This window comes from Burkholderia sp. 22313 (genome assembly GCF_052045245.1).
Taxonomy (GTDB): Bacteria; Pseudomonadota; Gammaproteobacteria; order Burkholderiales; family Burkholderiaceae; genus Burkholderia.
In genome coordinates, this window is record NZ_JBQEON010000012.1 from 44,909 (window position 1) to 61,093 (window position 16,185).

Annotated in this window: 11 protein-coding genes and 1 pseudogene; 5 read left to right on the forward strand and 7 right to left on the reverse strand. The window is 69.5% G+C overall.

Going from position 1 to position 16,185, the window contains the following annotated elements:
• The first annotated feature begins 34 nt into the window (after positions 1-34).
• The gene (locus ACTJKF_RS12310) at positions 35-394 is read left to right on the forward strand and encodes a c-type cytochrome (protein ID WP_440623812.1); all 360 of its coding nucleotides are present in this window, start codon (positions 35-37) and stop codon (positions 392-394) included.
• Positions 395-522: 128 nt separating this feature from the next.
• Here the strand turns inward: ACTJKF_RS12310 and ACTJKF_RS12315 are convergent, their stop codons facing one another.
• Positions 523-990 (reverse strand): DUF1841 family protein, encoded by a 468-nt coding sequence (locus ACTJKF_RS12315; RefSeq protein WP_440623813.1) that lies wholly within the window; start codon positions 988-990, stop codon positions 523-525.
• A gap of 195 nt (positions 991-1,185) precedes the next feature.
• On the opposite strand from ACTJKF_RS12315, the gene ACTJKF_RS12320 reads away from it, so the two are divergent.
• Entirely contained in the window at positions 1,186-2,115 is a 930-nt protein-coding gene (locus tag ACTJKF_RS12320) for a DMT family transporter (RefSeq protein ID WP_440623814.1), read from the forward strand.
• A gap of 105 nt (positions 2,116-2,220) precedes the next feature.
• Here ACTJKF_RS12320 and nth read toward each other — a convergent pair whose 3' ends face one another.
• Positions 2,221-2,865 carry an endonuclease III gene (nth, locus tag ACTJKF_RS12325; RefSeq protein ID WP_440623815.1) on the reverse strand — a complete coding sequence of 215 codons (645 nt, stop codon included), beginning with the start codon at positions 2,863-2,865 and terminating at the stop codon, positions 2,221-2,223.
• Positions 2,862-3,881, reverse strand: coding sequence for an electron transport complex subunit RsxB (gene rsxB / locus ACTJKF_RS12330; protein WP_440623816.1), 1,020 nt, complete (start codon positions 3,879-3,881; stop codon positions 2,862-2,864). The genes nth and rsxB overlap by 4 nt, the downstream gene beginning before the upstream one ends.
• A gap of 156 nt (positions 3,882-4,037) precedes the next feature.
• Between rsxB and ACTJKF_RS12335 the strand changes: the two genes are divergently transcribed.
• Positions 4,038-4,670, forward strand: a complete 633-nt coding sequence (locus ACTJKF_RS12335; RefSeq protein ID WP_440623817.1) for a TetR family transcriptional regulator — start codon at positions 4,038-4,040, stop codon at positions 4,668-4,670.
• Positions 4,671-4,774: 104 nt separating this feature from the next.
• Here the strand turns inward: ACTJKF_RS12335 and ACTJKF_RS12340 are convergent, their stop codons facing one another.
• Positions 4,775-6,262, reverse strand: coding sequence for a polyhydroxyalkanoate depolymerase (locus ACTJKF_RS12340; RefSeq protein WP_440623818.1), 1,488 nt, complete (start codon positions 6,260-6,262; stop codon positions 4,775-4,777).
• A 207-nt stretch (positions 6,263-6,469) separates the two neighbouring features.
• Positions 6,470-8,299 carry a glycoside hydrolase family 15 protein gene (locus ACTJKF_RS12345; RefSeq protein WP_440623819.1) on the reverse strand — a complete coding sequence of 610 codons (1,830 nt, stop codon included), beginning with the start codon at positions 8,297-8,299 and terminating at the stop codon, positions 6,470-6,472.
• Between the two features lie 180 nt (positions 8,300-8,479).
• On the opposite strand from ACTJKF_RS12345, the gene ACTJKF_RS12350 reads away from it, so the two are divergent.
• Positions 8,480-9,727, forward strand: a complete 1,248-nt coding sequence (locus tag ACTJKF_RS12350) for a lactonase family protein (RefSeq protein ID WP_440623820.1) — start codon at positions 8,480-8,482, stop codon at positions 9,725-9,727.
• A gap of 97 nt (positions 9,728-9,824) precedes the next feature.
• Here the strand turns inward: ACTJKF_RS12350 and ACTJKF_RS12355 are convergent.
• Both ACTJKF_RS12355 and ACTJKF_RS12360 read right to left on the reverse strand, forming a co-directional pair.
• Positions 9,825-11,483 (reverse strand): annotated as a pseudogene (locus ACTJKF_RS12355) (DNA translocase FtsK); the annotation flags it as partial.
• A gap of 2,711 nt (positions 11,484-14,194) precedes the next feature.
• Positions 14,195-14,740: an META domain-containing protein gene (locus ACTJKF_RS12360; protein WP_440623821.1), complete on the reverse strand. Its 546-nt coding sequence runs from the start codon at positions 14,738-14,740 to the stop codon at positions 14,195-14,197.
• Positions 14,741-14,956: 216 nt separating this feature from the next.
• On the opposite strand from ACTJKF_RS12360, the gene purT reads away from it, so the two are divergent.
• Positions 14,957-16,171, forward strand: a complete 1,215-nt coding sequence (gene purT / locus ACTJKF_RS12365) for a formate-dependent phosphoribosylglycinamide formyltransferase (protein WP_440623822.1) — start codon at positions 14,957-14,959, stop codon at positions 16,169-16,171.
• Positions 16,172-16,185: the final 14 nt, after the last annotated feature.

Here is a 16,185-nt window from a genome sequence, read left to right on the forward strand (position 1 = left end):
GCCGCCGATTCTCGCCGGCGGGACAGGAGCATTCATGAACAACGCATTCAAGACGGCGGCGGTTGCACTGGCGGCCGGCCTCGCGATCGGTACCGCGCACGCGGCGGACACCTCGAAAGGCAAGGAACTGGTCGAATCGCACAACTGCGCGGCCTGCCACGGCGCGCAGCTGAACAAGCCGATCAACGCCGAGTATCCGCGTCTCGCGGGCCAGCACGCCGACTACCTCGTGTGGGCGATGCGCCAGTACCAGATGGGGCTGACGAACCCGCTGCTCGGTCGCAACAATGCGATCATGCAGGCGCAGGTGCAGAGCCTGTCGGTCAGCGACATGAAGGACATCGCGGCCTACATCGAGTCGCTGAAAGAGACCGACCTCGTCTTCAAGAAGTAAGCACGCCGGGCCTTGCCGGTCCGTGCAGCCGGAATACCCCGCGGCGGCGGGGTATTTTTTTGTCCGCGTCGCTCGGTCGCTCGGTCGCTCAGCCGCTCAGTCGCTCAGTCGCTCAGTCGCTCAGTCGCTCAGTCGCGCGATGCGCGGCGCAGGATGCGCTGCAGGTACGCGTCCGTATCGGGCGGCGTGCCGGTGCGCTGCGCTTCCCAGATCGTCTCGCCGAGGCATTCCATGATCACGTGCTGCGCGTCGTGCGTCGAGTCGAGCTTCGCGGCCAGCTTGTCGTGCGCGGCGCGGATGCCGGGTGGCTGGTCGATCGACAGCTGCTCGCTGATCGCGAGGTGCATCGACAGGTGCAGGAACGGGTTTGTGCGGCCTTCCTCGGGCGTGTAGTTGCGCGCGGCGGCGCCGTCGGCGTCCGCGAGGTCGTCGTGATATTCGGGGTGCTCGACGATCCAGTCGGCGGCCATCGCTTCCAGCGGCGTCAGGATCTCGCCTGCGCGCTGCTTGCGCCAGGTCTCGGTGAAAAAGCGACGGACTTCGTCGCGACTCGGATTGAACATGGTGGGGAGACGTCGTGATTCGGGCGGCGTCATGCCGCGTCGGGCATTGTACGCCGGGTCGGCGCACGGTGCTGGCCGCGGGTGGCGCGCGGGCCGCGCACCGGGCGCCGCGCTGGTCGCAGCCGGCCGGCGCGGGCCGCGGCGCAACGGGTAAGCGCGGGCTAGGCTGCCGGCCGCCGCGCCGCTACACTTCGGCGATTCCCGTCGTCGCGCTCGCGCCGTTTTCTCATGTCCGCTACCGCCCGCTCATCGTCCGCCGCGCTGCAGGGCGCGCTCTATGTTGCGCTGTCCGCCGCCGCATTCGGCGCGATGGCAATCTTCGGCCGCTATGCGTACGCGGCCGGCGTCGACGTGCTCGGGCTGTTGATCGTGCGTTTCGCGCTCGGCGGCGCGATCCTCGCCGCGATCGCCCGGCATCGTCGCGTCGCGTGGCCGCGCGGCCGCACGCTCGCGCCGCTCGTGGCGATGGGCGCGCTCGGCTACGTCGGGCAGTCGTTCTGCTATTTCAGTGCGCTCCAGCATGCGCAGGCGAGCCTCGTCGCGTTGCTGCTGTACCTGTATCCCGCGTTCGTCACGCTGCTGGCCGCGTGGTGGCTCGGCGAGCGCCTCACGCGCGCGAAGGCGGTCGCGCTCGTGCTCTGCGTCGCAGGCTCCGCGCTGATGGTCGGCGGCGGTCACGGCGAACCGCTCGGCATTGCGCTGGCGCTGGCCGCGGCGGTGATCTATTCGCTGTACATCGTCGGCGGCACGAAGGCGACGCGCGGCGTCGATCCGCTTGCGACCACCGCGATCATTTGCCTGTCGGCGACCGCGACGCTCGTCGCCATTGCGATCGTGCGGACCGTGGGGTTCGGTGTGCCGCCGCGCTGGCCGGTGACGGCCGCCGGCTGGGCATCGATGCTCGCGATCGCGCTGGTGTCGACGGTCGCCGCGATGCTCGCGTTCTTCGCCGGGCTCGAGCGGCTCGGGGCCGCGCGCACGTCGATGCTGTCGACGCTCGAACCGGTCGTGACGGTCGCGCTTGCGGCGCTGCTGTTCGGCGAGGCACTCTCGCCGCTGCAGTGGGCGGGCGGCGTCGCGATCCTCGCGGCCGTGCTGGCGCTCGTGCGCGCAGGCGGCGCGGCGGCCGACGACGCGACCGCCACGTCCAATGCCTAGCGGGGAAGGGGCACGCCGCCGGCGCCGCAATGGGGCCGGCCGGTGGTGCCGCGCGCGGCCCGGGCGGCCGGCGCGGTGCGCGGATACGTCAGCCGCGGCTGGCGCTCACTCGTTCGGCGGCGGCGTCTTCGGCCGGAATTCGCACAGCGGCTCGATCGCGCAGTGCCAGCATTCGGGCTTGCGGGCCTTGCACACGTAACGCCCGTGCAGGATCAGCCAATGATGCGCGTCCTGCAGGAATTCCTTCGGCGTGAACTTCTCGAGTGCGGCTTCGACGGCTCGCACGTCCTTGCCCGGCGCGAGCCCCGTGCGATTCGCGACGCGGAAGATGTGCGTGTCGACCGCGATCGTCGGCTGGCCGAACGCGGTGTTCAGGATGACGTTCGCGGTCTTGCGGCCGACGCCCGGCAGGCTCTCGAGCGCGTCGCGATCGGCCGGCACTTCGCCGTCGTAGCGTTCGAGCAGGATGTTGCACGTCGCGATCACGTTCTTCGCCTTGGTGCGGTACAGGCCGATGGTCTTGATGTAGTCGGCGACGCCTTCCTCACCGAGCGCGACGATTTGTCGCGGCGTGTTCGCGACCGGAAACATCTTCCGCATCGCCTTGTTGACCGACACGTCGGTCGCCTGCGCGGACAGCATCACCGCGATCAGCAGCTCGAACGGCGTCGTGTATTCGAGCTCGGTGGTCGGATGCGGATTGAGGCTCTGCAGCGTTTCGTAGATCGCGCGTCGTTTGGTGGCGTTCATGGACGGTGCTGGTCGGACGGCGCGGACGGGCCGTTCCGGTCGTCGTTGTTGTCGTCGGGCGTGTCGCCGTCGCCGGCTGCCGCGGCCTCGGCGTCGCGCTGCGCCTGCTGTTCGGCGAGCCGCTTGCGGCGGGCTTCGGCCGCGTCGATCTGCGCCTGGACGGCCGCGCTCACGCCTTCGGTGTTCTTTGGCCCGGCGCCTTGCTCGGACAGTGCTTCCTTCTTCTTGCGAGCACGTTCGAGCGCGGCGGCGATGATCGCGCGTTTCTTCGCGTCGGCGTCGGCGGCCGGGGCGGTGCCCGGTACACCCGGCTGCGTGCCGGGCTCTGCCGCGCCCGGCGCTGCCTTGGCCGCCTTGGCTGCGTCGGCGCTGGCCGCGCGACGCGCGGCGGCGCGTGCTTCGGCGGCCTCGCGTTCGCGGCGCTGGCGCGCGAGCCGCTGGTCGTGGCGCGCGCGCGCGGCATCCGCCTGTTCCTGCGACCACGCGTCCCAGCCGGTGTCGTCACTGGTCACGGGGATCATCGCGATGCAGTCGACCGGGCACGGCGGCACGCACAGGTCGCAGCCGGTGCACAGCGACGCGACGATCGTGTGCATCTGTTTCGGTGCGCCGACGATCGCATCGACCGGGCACGCCTGCATGCACAGCGTGCAGCCGATGCACAGGCTTTCGTCGATGAACGCGACGGCGCGTGGATGCTCGGTGCCGTTGACGGGGTTCAGCGGAATCACGGGCTTGCCGAGCAGCTTCGCGAGGCGCGCGATGCCTTCGGCGCCGCCGGGCGGGCACTGGTTGTAGTTCGCATCGCCGGCGGCGATCGCGTCGGCGTACGGACGACAGCCGTCATAGCCGCACTTCGTGCATTGCGTCTGGGGAAGCAGATCTTCGATGCGATCCGCGAGGGTCTTGGAATCGGTCACGGTGACAACGGGCGCAGCAGCGCCGACTGGCTCTCGGCCGCGTCTGGCGCGGCCGGAAAGGTTTGCCAAACCTTGATTATCGCCGATTTCCCGCATTGCGCTGGACGCCGTCTATGCGCATAATCGAACCGCTTTTTTGCAGGGGCTCAGCAGGAGGGCGGCCGCACGCGGCGCGCCCGTTCCAGGGCGGCCGGCGCCGAGGCGGTGGGGGTGCCGGTCCGGATCAAGCGGCTCACATAGCAAAGCGCCACCATGAATCAGCCAAAAATCAAAAGAGATCCTGAAGGTACACGCCGTCGCATCCTGATGGCGGCCGCCGAAGAGTTCGCGAGCGGCGGGCTGTTCGGCGCACGCGTCGATCAGATCGCGCGCCGGGCCGAAACCAACGAGCGCATGCTCTATTACTACTTCGGCAGCAAGGAGCAGCTGTTTACGGCCGTGCTCGAACACGCGTTCTCCGCGCTGACCGAGGCCGAGCGCGTGCTCGATCTCGATGGCGTCGCACCCGTCGAAGCCGTCACGCGGCTCGCGCATTTCGTGTGGGACTACTACCGCGACCATCCGGAACTGCTGCGGCTCATCAACAACGAGAACCTGCACGAAGCGCGCTACCTGCACAAGTCGACGCGGATCCGCGAGCTGATGTCGCCGATCGTCGCGAAGCTCGGCAACGTGCTGATGCGCGGCCAGAAGGCCGGGCTGTTCCGCGCCGACGTCGATCCGCTGCGCTTCTACGTGACGCTCTCCGGGCTTGGCTACTACATCGTGTCGAACCGCTTCACGCTCGCGGCGACGCTCGGCCGCGACTACAGCGAAGCCGACGAGCGCGCGGAGATGGTCAGGATGAACACCGAGGTGCTGCTCGCGTATCTGCTGCGGCGCTGAACCGGCGCGCCGCCGAGGCGCCGGGCGGCCCACCGTCCGCCGCCGGATAAAAAACGCCGCCGTGCGCGAGCATCGGCGGCGTTTTTGCGTCGGCGCGCGGTGCGTCAGGCGGCCTTGCGCGCGCGAACGGCTTTGGCGCGCGGGTTGCCCGCGCGTTTCGCGGCCGGTGCCGCCTTCGCGGCGACCGTCTTGGCGGGCGCAACCGTCGCGGCCGGTGCCTTCGCGTGCGCGCGCTTCGCGGTGGCGGTGCGCTTCGTCGCTTCCGACTGCGGCCGGACGGCCGGCACGGTGCCGATCGTTGTCGCGTCCTGTGCGTCGGGGGGCAGCCTGGTCACGCCGTTCTTCGGTTCCGGCGCATGCTCGCGGATGAAGTCGCGCAGTTGCGGGTAGATGATCGTGCGCCAGCGGCGGCCCGAGAAGATCCCGTAGTGACCGCACTTCTCGGCGGTCAGGCTGCGGCGATCGTCCTGCGGGATGCCCGTGCACAGTTCGTGCGCGACGTGGGTCTGGCCGCTGCCCGAGATGTCGTCGAGTTCGCCTTCGATCGTCATCAGTGCGGTGTGCTTGATGTCCTGCGGACGCACGCGCTCGCCTTCGACATCCCACGTGCCTTCCGCGAGCCGGAATTCCTGGAACACGACGCGGATCGTCTCGAGGTAATACTCGGCGGCCATGTCGAGCACCGCGTTGTACTCGTCGTAGAACTGGCGGTGCGCTTCGGCGTCTTCCTCGTCGCCGCGCAGCAGGCTCTGGTAGAAGTCCCAGTGCGATTGCGCGTGGCGTTCCGGGTTCATCGCGACGAAGCCCGTGTGCTGCAGGAAGCCCGGATAGACCTGGCGGCCTTCGCCCGGATAGTTCGCGGGCACCGTGTGGATCACGTTGTTCTCGAACCACGCGGTCGAGTGTTGCGTCGCCAGCGAATTGACCGACGTCGGGCTGCGGCGCGCGTCGATCGGGCCGCCCATCATCGTCATCGTGAGCGGCGTGTCCTCGCCGCGGCTCGCCATCAGCGAGATCGCCGCGAGCACCGGCACCGTCGGCTGGCACACGGAGATCACGTGCAGGTTGCGCGCGCCGATGTGGCGGATGAATTCCTGGATGTACGCGATGTAGTCGTGCAGGTGGAACGGGCCCGTCTCGACCGGCACCATCCGTGCGTCGATCCAGTCGGTGATGTACACCTTGTGATCCTGCAGCAGCGTGCGCACGGTGTCGCGCAGCAGCGTCGAGTGGTGGCCCGACAGCGGCGCGCAGACCAGCACGACCGGTTCGTCCTTCAACTGCGTGACGGCGTCGGCATCGTCCGAATAGCGTTTGAAACGCAGCAACCGGCAGAACGGCTTCTCGATGATCGTCTGCTCGACGATCGGGATGTTGTGGCCGTCCTTGACGATCTGGTGAAGGTTGAATTCGGGCTTCTCGTAATCCTTGCCGAGCCGGTACATCAGTTCGTATGCGGCAGCCATCCGCGGCGCGCCGGGTATCAGCGAGAACGGACTGGACGGATTGGCGAACGACTTGGAAGCGGCCTGGGCCCAGGCCGTGAGCGGGCTCAGCATTGCCCGCTGGAATTCGTGCAGTTGGTAAAGCATGCAGACTACTCCCGCTTGGGGGACGGTGCGGGCGGCGTGGGGCGTCGCGGCGTGCCGTGTGGGTCAGCGACCGGCCATGTTGCAGTGCGGCCGGACAATCGAGTCGATCATATCGGACAACGATGGGTGTTGCAATGCAACATTTCCCCGATTTTTCATCAAACTTTTGCGAATTGACGATCTCTGAACAAGCCGGCCCGCCGCCCGTCAGCGCCCCGTCGCCACGGCCGGCGCGGGCTGGCCGGCCGCGCGCGCCATCGCTTCTTCGTGGTGCATCAGGTTCATCGCGGTATGCACCAGCGCCACGTGCGAGAACGCCTGCGGGAAATTACCGACGAGCCGGCCTTCGACCGGATCGTATTCCTCGGCGAGCAGCCCGAGGTCGTTCGACAATGCCAGCAGCCGGCTGAACAGCCGGTGCGCGTCGTCGATCCGGCCGAGCAGCGCGTAGTTGTCGACCAGCCAGAAGCTGCATGCGAGAAACGTGCCTTCGCCGGGCGGCAGGCCGTCGTCGTATTCGGTCGTGCGGTAGCGCATCACGAGGCCGTCGTGCAGCAATTCCCGCTCGACCGCTTCGACCGTGCCCACGATGCGCGGGTCTTCCGGCGGCAGGAAGCCGAGCAACGGCATCAGCAGCACGCTCGCGTCGAGTTCGTCGCTGCCGTAGCTCTGCACAAACGCCTGTTTGCCTGCATGCCACGCGTGGTCGCACACGTCCGCATGGATGCGGTCGCGCAGCGCGCGCCAGCGGTCGAGCGACGCCGGCAGCCGGAACATCTCCGCCGACTTGATCGCACGGTCGAACGCGACCCACGCCATCACCTTCGAGAACGTGAAGTGGCGGCGGCCGCCGCGCGTTTCCCAGATGCCTTCGTCGGGTTCCTGCCAGATCTTCTCCAGATGGTCGAGCAGCGAACACTGGACGGACCATACGGTGTCGTCGGCCTGCAGGCCGCCCACCCGCGCGAGGTGCAGCGCGGCCATCACTTCGCCGAACACGTCGAGCTGGAGCTGATTCGCGGCGCCGTTGCCCACGCGGACCGGTTTCGAGTCCTGATAGCCGGGCAACCAGTCGAGCTCCATTTCCGGCAGCCGGCGCTCGCCCGCGATCCCGTACATGATCTGGATCTGCTCGGGCGAGCCGGCCATCACGCGGCCGAGCCACGTGCGCCACGCGCGTGCCTCGTCGTAGTAGCCGCCGCGCATCAGCGCGAGCAGCGTGATCGTCGCGTCGCGCAGCCAGCAGTAGCGGTAATCCCAGTTGCGGTTGCCGCCGATCTTCTCGGGCAGCGACGTGGTCGGCGCCGCGACGATCCCGCCGGTCGGCTCGTACGCGAGGGCCTTCAGCGTGATCAGCGAGCGGCGCACGGCGGCCGCATAGCGGCCCTGCACCTGGCAGCGCCCCGACCATTCGAGCCAGTAGTTCTCGGTGCGCGCGAGCATCGACAGCGGATCGCGCGCGGGCGGCAGCCGCAGGTGCGACGCCGCGTAGCCGAGCGAGAACGGCACGCGCTCGTCGGCGCTCACCGTGAATTCGGCCAGCGTGTGCAGGTTCTTGCCGGTGAGCGGCACGGGCGTGCGCAGCACGACCGTATCGGGGCCGGCGATTGCTTTCATGCCGTTTTCGCGTGACAGCTGCGTGACCCACGGAATCGAGAAACCGTAGTCGAAGCGCAACACCAGCTCCATGCGCATCTTCATCGTGCCGTGCCGGCCGACGACGATCCGCACGAGTTCCGACCAGCCGTTGCCGGGCGGCATGAAGTCGATCACGGTGACGGCGCCGTCGGCGCTTTCGTAGTCGGTTTCGAGGATCAGCGTGTCGCCGCGATAGCGGCGTGTCGTGTGCGTGATCGCGGCGTCGCCGGCCGGCGCGAGCAGCCAGCGGCCGTGCTCGGGCGTGCCGACCAGCGCCGCGAAACAGGCGCCCGAATCGAAGCGGGGCCAGCACAGCCAGTCGACGGAGCCGTCTTTCGAAATGAGCGCGGCGGTATGGCCGTCGCCGACGAGGGCGTAGTCTTCGATCAGGGCGGGCATGGGCAAGCGGTCCTTGGATATTCGAGTTCACAATGCAGGCTGCGGCGCCGGGGTTCGCGTGCCGGCGTCGCGCCCCGTATTTCCGTATCCCCGTATACTCGGCCGGGCGGCGGAGCGCATGGTCGGCCGGCGTTTCGTCCTATCTCAACACTTGAAGCGACTCGACGCAAGGAGGATTCAATGTCCAACCGTTCACGCGAGCATGACGCACGCGCTTCGACACGAGGGTTCCCGCTCGGGTTCGCTCACTGGATGAAAGGTTTGGCGATCGTGCTTTCACTGTCCGCGACCCACGCGTTCGCACAACAATCGCCGGCACCGGCCGACGGCGTCTACAACCTGCTCGTCGGCACCTACACGGGCCACGGCAGCGACGGGATCTACGTGTACCACTTCGATACGAAAACGGGCAGCGTCACACCCGTGTCGTCGGCGAAGGCCGTGAATCCGTCCTACCTGTTGCCGAGCCGCGACGGCCACACCGTCTACGCGGTCAACGAACTGCCCGGCGACAACGGGCCGGCCACGCAGCGCGGCGGCGTCAGCGCGTTCGGCTTCGATCCGAAGACGGGCGCGCTCACGTTCATCGACCGCGTGTCGTCGGAAGGCAACGATCCGTGCTATCTCGCGCTGTCGCCGGACGGCAAGTACCTCGTCGCGGCCAATTACTCGGTCGCGGCCGATCCGGGCGGCAGCTTCTCGGTATTCCCGATCCGTGACGGCGGCGCGGTGGGGGCGGCCGCGCTGACCGTGCATCACGAAGGCACGGGGCCCGTGAAGGGGCGCCAGGACGGCGCGCACGTGCACTCGACGGTGTTCTCGCCGGATGGCCGTTACCTGTTCGTGCAGGATCTCGGCACGGACAAGATCTACGGCTACCGCTACACGGTGGACGGCAGCCGCGGGCTGATCAGCCCGACCGACACGCGCTACACGCCCGTGAAGGCCGGCTCCGGCCCGCGTCACATGGTATTCAGCGCCGACGGCCGGTTCGCGTACGTGACGAGCGAACTCAACGCGTCGGTCGAGGTGTTCGGCTACCACGACGGCAAGCTGACGCCGGTCGAGACGCTGCCGATGACGGTGCCGGGCTTCAAGGGCAAGATCGGGGGCGGCGCGATCCATCTGTCGCCGGACGGCCGGTTCCTGTACGTGACCAACCGCGGCGACGTGAACGACATCGTGATCTACGCGGTGAACAAGGCCGACGGCCGGCTGAAGACGGTGGGCCGCCAGTCGAGCCTCGGCAAGACGCCGCGCGAATTCATGATCGATCCGACCGGAAAGTGGCTGATCGTCGGCAACCAGGACAGCGACACGTTCTACGTGTTCAGCCGCGATGTCGAAACAGGGCAGCTCGGCCCGAATCCGCAGAAGGTGGCGGTTGGCAGCCCGGTCGACTTCAAGCTGGTGCCGGTGGCGCAGTAAATGCAACAAGGGCGCAGCCGATGCAGCGCCCCCGGGATTCGGGCGGCCGCTCGCGCGGTGCGCCCGTATCGTCGCGGCGGCCGCGCGGCCGCCGCGCTCAGTCGGCCGCGGCCGGCACGAGCACCTCGCGGCTGCCGTTGATGCCCATCGGCGACACGAGTCCGGCCGCTTCCATCTGCTCGACGAGGCGCGCGGCACGGTTGTAGCCGATGCGCAGCTGGCGCTGTACCGACGAGATCGAGGCGCGCCGCGTGCGCACGACGAACGCGACCGCCTCGTCGTACAGCGGATCGGCTTCCGCATCCGGCGCATCGCCGAACAGGTCCTGCGTCGCACCGTCGGCGGCCGGGCCGTCGAGAATCCCTTCCTCGTACTGCGGCTCGCCGAACTGCTTCAGGTATTCGACGACCCGGTGCACTTCCTCGTCGGCGACGAACGCGCCGTGCACGCGCTGCGGATAGCCGGTGCCCGGCGGCAGGAACAGCATGTCGCCCTGGCCGAGCAGCGATTCGGCGCCCATCTGGTCGAGGATCGTGCGCGAGTCGATCTTCGACGACACCTGGAACGCGACACGCGTCGGGATGTTCGCCTTGATCAAGCCGGTAATCACGTCGACGGACGGGCGCTGGGTCGCGAGGATCAGGTGGATGCCGGCCGCGCGCGCCTTCTGCGCGAGACGGGCGATCAGCTCCTCGATCTTCTTGCCGGCGACCATCATCAGGTCGGCCAGCTCGTCGATCACGACGACGATCAGCGGCAGCTTCGACAGCGGCTCGGGATCCTCGGGCGTCAGCGAGAACGGGTTGCCGATCTTCTTTTCCTTCGCTTCCGCGTCGCGGATCTTCTGGTTGAAGCCCGCGAGGTTGCGCACGCCGACGGCCGACATCAGCCGGTAGCGCTTTTCCATTTCGCCGACGCACCAGTTCAGTGCGTTCGCCGCGAGCTTCATGTCGGTGACGACCGGCGCGAGCAGGTGCGGGATGCCTTCGTAGACCGACAGCTCGAGCATCTTCGGGTCGATCATGATGAGCCGCACGTCCTCGGGCGTCGCCTTGTACAGCAGCGACAGGATCATCGCGTTGATCGCGACCGACTTGCCCGAGCCCGTCGTGCCCGCGACCAGCATGTGCGGCGCCTTCGCGAGATCCGTGACGACCGGGTGGCCGGTGATGTCCTTGCCCATCGCGATCGTCAGTTGCGACGTCGAATGCTGGTACTGGCGCGACTCGAGGATCTCCGACAGGCGGATCATCTGGCGTTTCGCGTTCGGCAACTCGAGGCCCATGCAGGTCTTGCCGGGAATCGTCTCGACGACGCGGATCGACGTGAGGCCGAGGCCGCGCGACAGATCCTTCATCAGGCCGACGATCTGGCTGCCGCGCACGCCGAGTGCGGGCTCGATCTCGAAGCGCGTGATGACCGGGCCCGCCGATGCGCCGACCACCGTCACGGGCACCTTGAACTCCTGCAGGCGCTGCTCGATCACCTGGCCGGTCTGCGCGAGGTGCTCCTCGGTGATCGTTTCGACGTCGCCGGTCGCGGGCTCGAGCAGGTCGAGCGTCGGTAGTTCGACGTTGAACGACGCGGGCGCATGGAATTCGAACGCGTTCGGACGGGGCGGGCGTGCGGGCACGGCCGATACGTCCGGTTCCGCGGGGGCGACGGGATCGGCTGCCGGCGGCTGGGTGGCTTCGGGACGCGTTGCGGTCGGGAGCGGCGCGGTGGTCGCGGCCGACGCGGGCGTTGCGCCGGCGGCGGATATGGACCAGCTTGCCGGCGCGGCGGCGAACGACTGCGCTTGCTGTGCCGGTGCGACGAGTTGCGCCGGGGGCGGCGCGACGGACTGGAAGGCGGTGCCAGCCGATGTCGTCAGGGCAGGCGCCGACGTGATCGGCGCCGCACCCGTCGCACCGATCGGCGACGATGCAGCCGGCGCGCGATCGCTGACGCTGTACGCGGTGCCCGTGATGCCCGTCGCCGCGGACGGCGCAACCGCGCCAGCGGACATCGCCGATGCGACCGGTTGCGACGGCGAACCGGAGGCCGTATTCGTCATGCCGGCAAACGAAGGCGTCGCGGCGACAGGCGTGTGGTTCGACGCGTTCGCCGTTGCCGGCGCAGCAGAACCGGCCATGCTGCCGACGGGCGACGGCGCGCCGGTTGCCGAGGACGTCGGCGCGGCGGCGAACGGTTCAGCAGACAATGGCCTCGACCACGACGCGGATGCGGTGGTGTCGACGGAAGCTGGCTCGGCGATGGCGGCGGTCAACGTATCAGGCGCCGATGCCGGCGGCGCGGCGCGTTGCGGGTCTGCGGGCCAACGCGTGGTGTCGCCAGCGGGTTTCACTGCCGCGTTCCAGGCCGTTCCCGTCACGGCGTCGGCCGGCGTCGGATTCGCCGCGGCCACGGTTGCCGTCGCCGCTGCTGCCGCAGCAGGCATCGCCTCGGCGAGCGGACGCGTCGGCGTTGCCGCGATCGCGGAAGCGGGGAGGGGAGCAGTCGGCGCAGCCTGCTCGACGGGCTTCAGGCCGTCCAGCGCGACGTGCGCGTTTGGTTTCGCATCGGCCGATACGATGGCATCGGCGAAACGTGCAGGTCGCGACGGGTACTGGCCGGCGATGCCGGCGGCCGGCGCCGCATCCTTCGTATCGACGGTGCGACCCAGGCCGCTTGCCGCGGCGGGGGCGGCGATCGACGCGCCTGCCTCGTCGCCTGCCTCTGCCAGCGGTGCGGCCACCGGCGTTCCGTGTGACACGTCGAATCCGGAAACCGGCTGACTGACGATGTCTTCCCACGGTGCAAAGTCGATTGGTGCATCGAATGCTGGTGCGGCAGGGACCTTGGCGTCCCGCGGATGCTCGCTGTCTGCATGAAGCGTCGGCGCATCGGCCTTGACGCCGGGATGCGGCGTTGCAGGCCGCGCAGCGTCATCGAACGCCCGGGCGCCGGTATCGACAGCCGGCGTGCGCACGCCCGGCTCGGCCGGCATGAACGCATCCAGCACGATCGGTGCGTTGTCGTCGTATGCCGACGACGCAGTGTCGTGCGCGTCCGGATGCGCAGCCGGAACGACCGCCGCAGGCGCAACCGCGGCCGGCACGACCGCCGATGCCGAGGCGGCCGCGCTGCCTGCCGCCGCCACCGCGCCGGCCAGGGGCGCGGCCGTGGCTGCGGCCGTCATCGGCGACGCATCCGTCGTCCGCACGCCGTCCAGCGCCGCCCACTGCGCGGTACTGGCCTCGATCGAGCGCAGCGTGTCGTGAACGCTCGGCGCCGGCATGATCGGCTCGGCGGGCTGTTGCACCCACGCGTAGAGCGGCGCGCGCGCGGGTGTCGGCGCTGCGGGGCGGCGGCGTGCCGCGTCCGGCGACTGGCCGGCGGCGGCGCCCGTCACCGGTCGCGCGGGCGTGCGCGGCGGCGTCGCGGGCACCGGGCGCGGCGTGACCGCGGTGCGCGGCGCGGCCGGCTGCTTCTGGGCGGCGGCGGCAGGCCGCGCGGCGGTCGGTTGAGGCCGAACGGGCGCGAATCCGGCCGGCAGCGGGGCCGGATTCGGGCGCGGCACCTGGGCGTTCGCGGCGGCGCGCGCGAGGCTGGCCGTGCTGCCGGTCGTCGGCGGCGGCATCGCGCTCGTCGCACCCGGTGCGGGAGGCGCCGGCATGCGACTGGAAGGCGTGGGCTTCAGCCAGCCCGATGGCGCGACCGGCTCCGCGAGCGGACGCGGCGCGGTCTTGCTGCGCGGCTTCGGCCGGGCCTGCGGATCGGGTTTCCACAGCGTCGGGCGCGAATACCGGCCGTTCTGCCGGGGCGCCATCGAGTTCACGGTATGGGCGGTGGTCGGCTGCACGATGTCGTCGTCGCGGTGCAGCGCGCTGCGCGGCAGGTCGGCGACGCCGCGCACGTCGTCGTCGACGTCGCGCGCGAGCTTCACGCCGAACGACGTGTCGACCCACGCGGCGAACTGGCGCCAGCCGATGCCCGTCAGCCACGGCAGGCCCGCGAAGAACAGCACGACCATCGCGACCGGCGTGCCGATGGGGCCGAGCACGTGCGCGAAGCCGTTCGACAGCGCGTGACCGAGCACATTCGTGTCGGGGCCCGACAACGGGCTCGTCAGCGCGCAGCTTGCGACGAACACGGCCGCGAAGCCGAGCCACAGGCGAATCGAGCCGCGGCCGGCGAGTCCGCCGCCGCCGGGCAGCATCGCCTGAACGAGACGCCAGAAGAGAAGGAGGAACCAGACGGCGGAGATGCCGAACCAGCCGAAGACAACCGTGTGCATGCTTTGATGAAACAGGAAGAGGGCGGGGAGCGCGGTGCGCGACCCGCCGAGTTTAACCGTCCGGCGAACCGAACTGACAGGACGCCGGGGCAGCATGAAGGCGCCGATGCGCGTTCACGCCGCGGGCCGCGGGCGTCCGGGATCCGCGCGTGGCGAAGGCGGCCGGTCGGCCCCGCCCGCGCGCTGCTTCAGGGGCTCCGGCGCGTGAAGGTCAGTGTCGCGCCGGCTTCGGTCACGATCTGCAATTGCTGCGGTTCGCGCATCTGCACGCCGGTCTTCTCGATGTGCGCAAGCGCGTCGAGGTACGCGTGCTCGAGCTGGCCGCCGAGCGCGTTCGGGCACGCCATGCGCGTGCCGGCGAGCGGCCCGAAGCTCAGCAGGCCGTTCTTGATCGCGTAGGTGCCCATATAGCGGTTGCAGCCCGAAAAGCCGCTGGCGCGCCGGATCCCCGATTCGGTGGACAGCGCGAGCCTGATCGGCTCGCCGTTGTCGCCGTGCGGAATCGTGCGCGGCGTGCCGTCGGCGTTCAGCCAGCTCGTAAGCTCCCAGCTCGTGTCGTCGAGCAGCTGGACGGCGGCGGGGTTGTACGGATCGGGGGCAGGGGCGGCGGAGTCGGGGTGGGTCGGCATCGCGCAGGCGGCGAGAAGCGTGGCAAGCGTCAGCGCGCAAAGCGGCGCGCGCAACGGGCGAAGCAGGCCGGTGCGTGCGCGTGCGGCCGCGGACAGGTGGGACATGAGCCTCGTTCCTCATCGGATTCTGATCAAGGCGTAAGAGTAACGCACCCGCCCCGCGCGAGGCGAGCCGACACTTCACGCGTGAAAACGTTCGCGGCCTGCCCGCGGGCCGCGCGCGGCGCGGCGCCGGCGCGACGAAACCGTCCAGACCGGCTGGAGTGCGCGTGTTAACATCGAAGCCGTTTTCGTCCTTCAACAGAACCAGCGGGAAATCACATGCAGATCGGTCAGCGGCTCGGTACGCCGCTTTCTCCGTCGGCCACGCGCGTCATGCTGCTCGGCGCCGGCGAACTCGGCAAGGAAGTCATCATCGCGTTGCAGCGGCTCGGCGTCGAAGTCATCGCGGTCGATCGCTATCCGGACGCGCCGGGCCACCAGGTCGCGCATCGCGTGCACGTGGTCGACATGACCGACGCCGCCGCGCTGCGCGCGATCGTCGAGGCCGAGCGTCCGCATCTGATCGTGCCGGAAATCGAGGCGATCGCGACCGACGCGCTCGCGGCGATCGAGGCGGCCGGCCTGGCCGAGGTGATTCCGACCGCGCGCGCGACGCAGCTCACGATGAACCGCGAGGGCATTCGTCGGCTCGCGGCCGAGGAGCTCGGCCTGGCGACGTCGCCGTTCGCGTTCGCCGAATCGTTCGACGCGTTCAGCGCGGCCGTCGCGAAGATCGGCATGCCGTGCGTCGTGAAGCCGGTGATGTCGTCGTCGGGCAAGGGGCAGTCGGTCGTGCGGACCGAGGCCGACGTGAAGCCCGCATGGGACTACGCGATGGCGGGCGGCCGCGTGAACCACGGTCGCGTGATCGTCGAGGGCTTCATCGATTTCGAGTACGAGATCACGCAGCTGACCGTGCGCGCGATCGACCCGGCGACGCTCGAGACGCGCACCTACTTCTGCGAGCCGGTCGGCCATGTGCAGGTGGCGGGCGACTACGTCGAATCGTGGCAGCCGCAGCCGATGAGCGCGGCCGCGCTGGACAAGTCGCGCGAGATCGCGCACAAGGTGACCGAGGCGCTCGGCGGGCGCGGAATGTTCGGCGTCGAGCTGTTCGTGCGCGGCGATGACGTCTGGTTCTCCGAGGTGAGCCCGCGGCCGCACGATACCGGCCTCGTCACGCTGGCGTCGCAGCGCCAGTCGGAGTTCGAGCTGCATGCGCGCGCGATCCTCGGGCTGCCGGTCGATCCGACGCTCGGCTCGCCGGCCGCGTCCGCGGTGATCTATGGCGGCCTCGACGAGCGCGGCATCGCGTTCGAGGGCGTGCGCGACGCGCTGGCGGTGCCGGGCGCCGACCTGCGCCTGTTCGGCAAACCGGAAAGCTTTGCGAAGCGGCGCATGGGCGTCGCGCTCGCGACCGGCGCGACCGTCGACGAAGCCCGCGATCGCGCAAAGCGCGCCGCGGCAGCCGTGCGGCCCGTGTCGGCGCGCTGACCCGACGAGGAGCG

Excerpts from the sequence above, each read along its gene's own strand:
- ACTJKF_RS12340 (WP_440623818.1), bottom strand. The coding sequence starts at position 6,262 with ATGCTTTACCAACTGCACGAATTCCAGCGGGCAATGCTGAGCCCGCTC.
- ACTJKF_RS12350 (WP_440623820.1), top strand. The coding sequence starts at position 8,480 with ATGTCCAACCGTTCACGCGAGCATGACGCACGCGCTTCGACACGAGGG.
- ACTJKF_RS12335 (WP_440623817.1), top strand. The coding sequence starts at position 4,038 with ATGAATCAGCCAAAAATCAAAAGAGATCCTGAAGGTACACGCCGTCGC.
- purT (WP_440623822.1), top strand. The coding sequence starts at position 14,957 with ATGCAGATCGGTCAGCGGCTCGGTACGCCGCTTTCTCCGTCGGCCACG.
- ACTJKF_RS12360 (WP_440623821.1), bottom strand. The coding sequence starts at position 14,740 with ATGTCCCACCTGTCCGCGGCCGCACGCGCACGCACCGGCCTGCTTCGC.
- ACTJKF_RS12315 (WP_440623813.1), bottom strand. The coding sequence starts at position 990 with ATGACGCCGCCCGAATCACGACGTCTCCCCACCATGTTCAATCCGAGT.
- ACTJKF_RS12345 (WP_440623819.1), bottom strand. The coding sequence starts at position 8,299 with ATGCCCGCCCTGATCGAAGACTACGCCCTCGTCGGCGACGGCCATACC.
- rsxB (WP_440623816.1), bottom strand. The coding sequence starts at position 3,881 with ATGCGGGAAATCGGCGATAATCAAGGTTTGGCAAACCTTTCCGGCCGC.
- nth (WP_440623815.1), bottom strand. The coding sequence starts at position 2,865 with ATGAACGCCACCAAACGACGCGCGATCTACGAAACGCTGCAGAGCCTC.
- ACTJKF_RS12320 (WP_440623814.1), top strand. The coding sequence starts at position 1,186 with ATGTCCGCTACCGCCCGCTCATCGTCCGCCGCGCTGCAGGGCGCGCTC.
- ACTJKF_RS12310 (WP_440623812.1), top strand. The coding sequence starts at position 35 with ATGAACAACGCATTCAAGACGGCGGCGGTTGCACTGGCGGCCGGCCTC.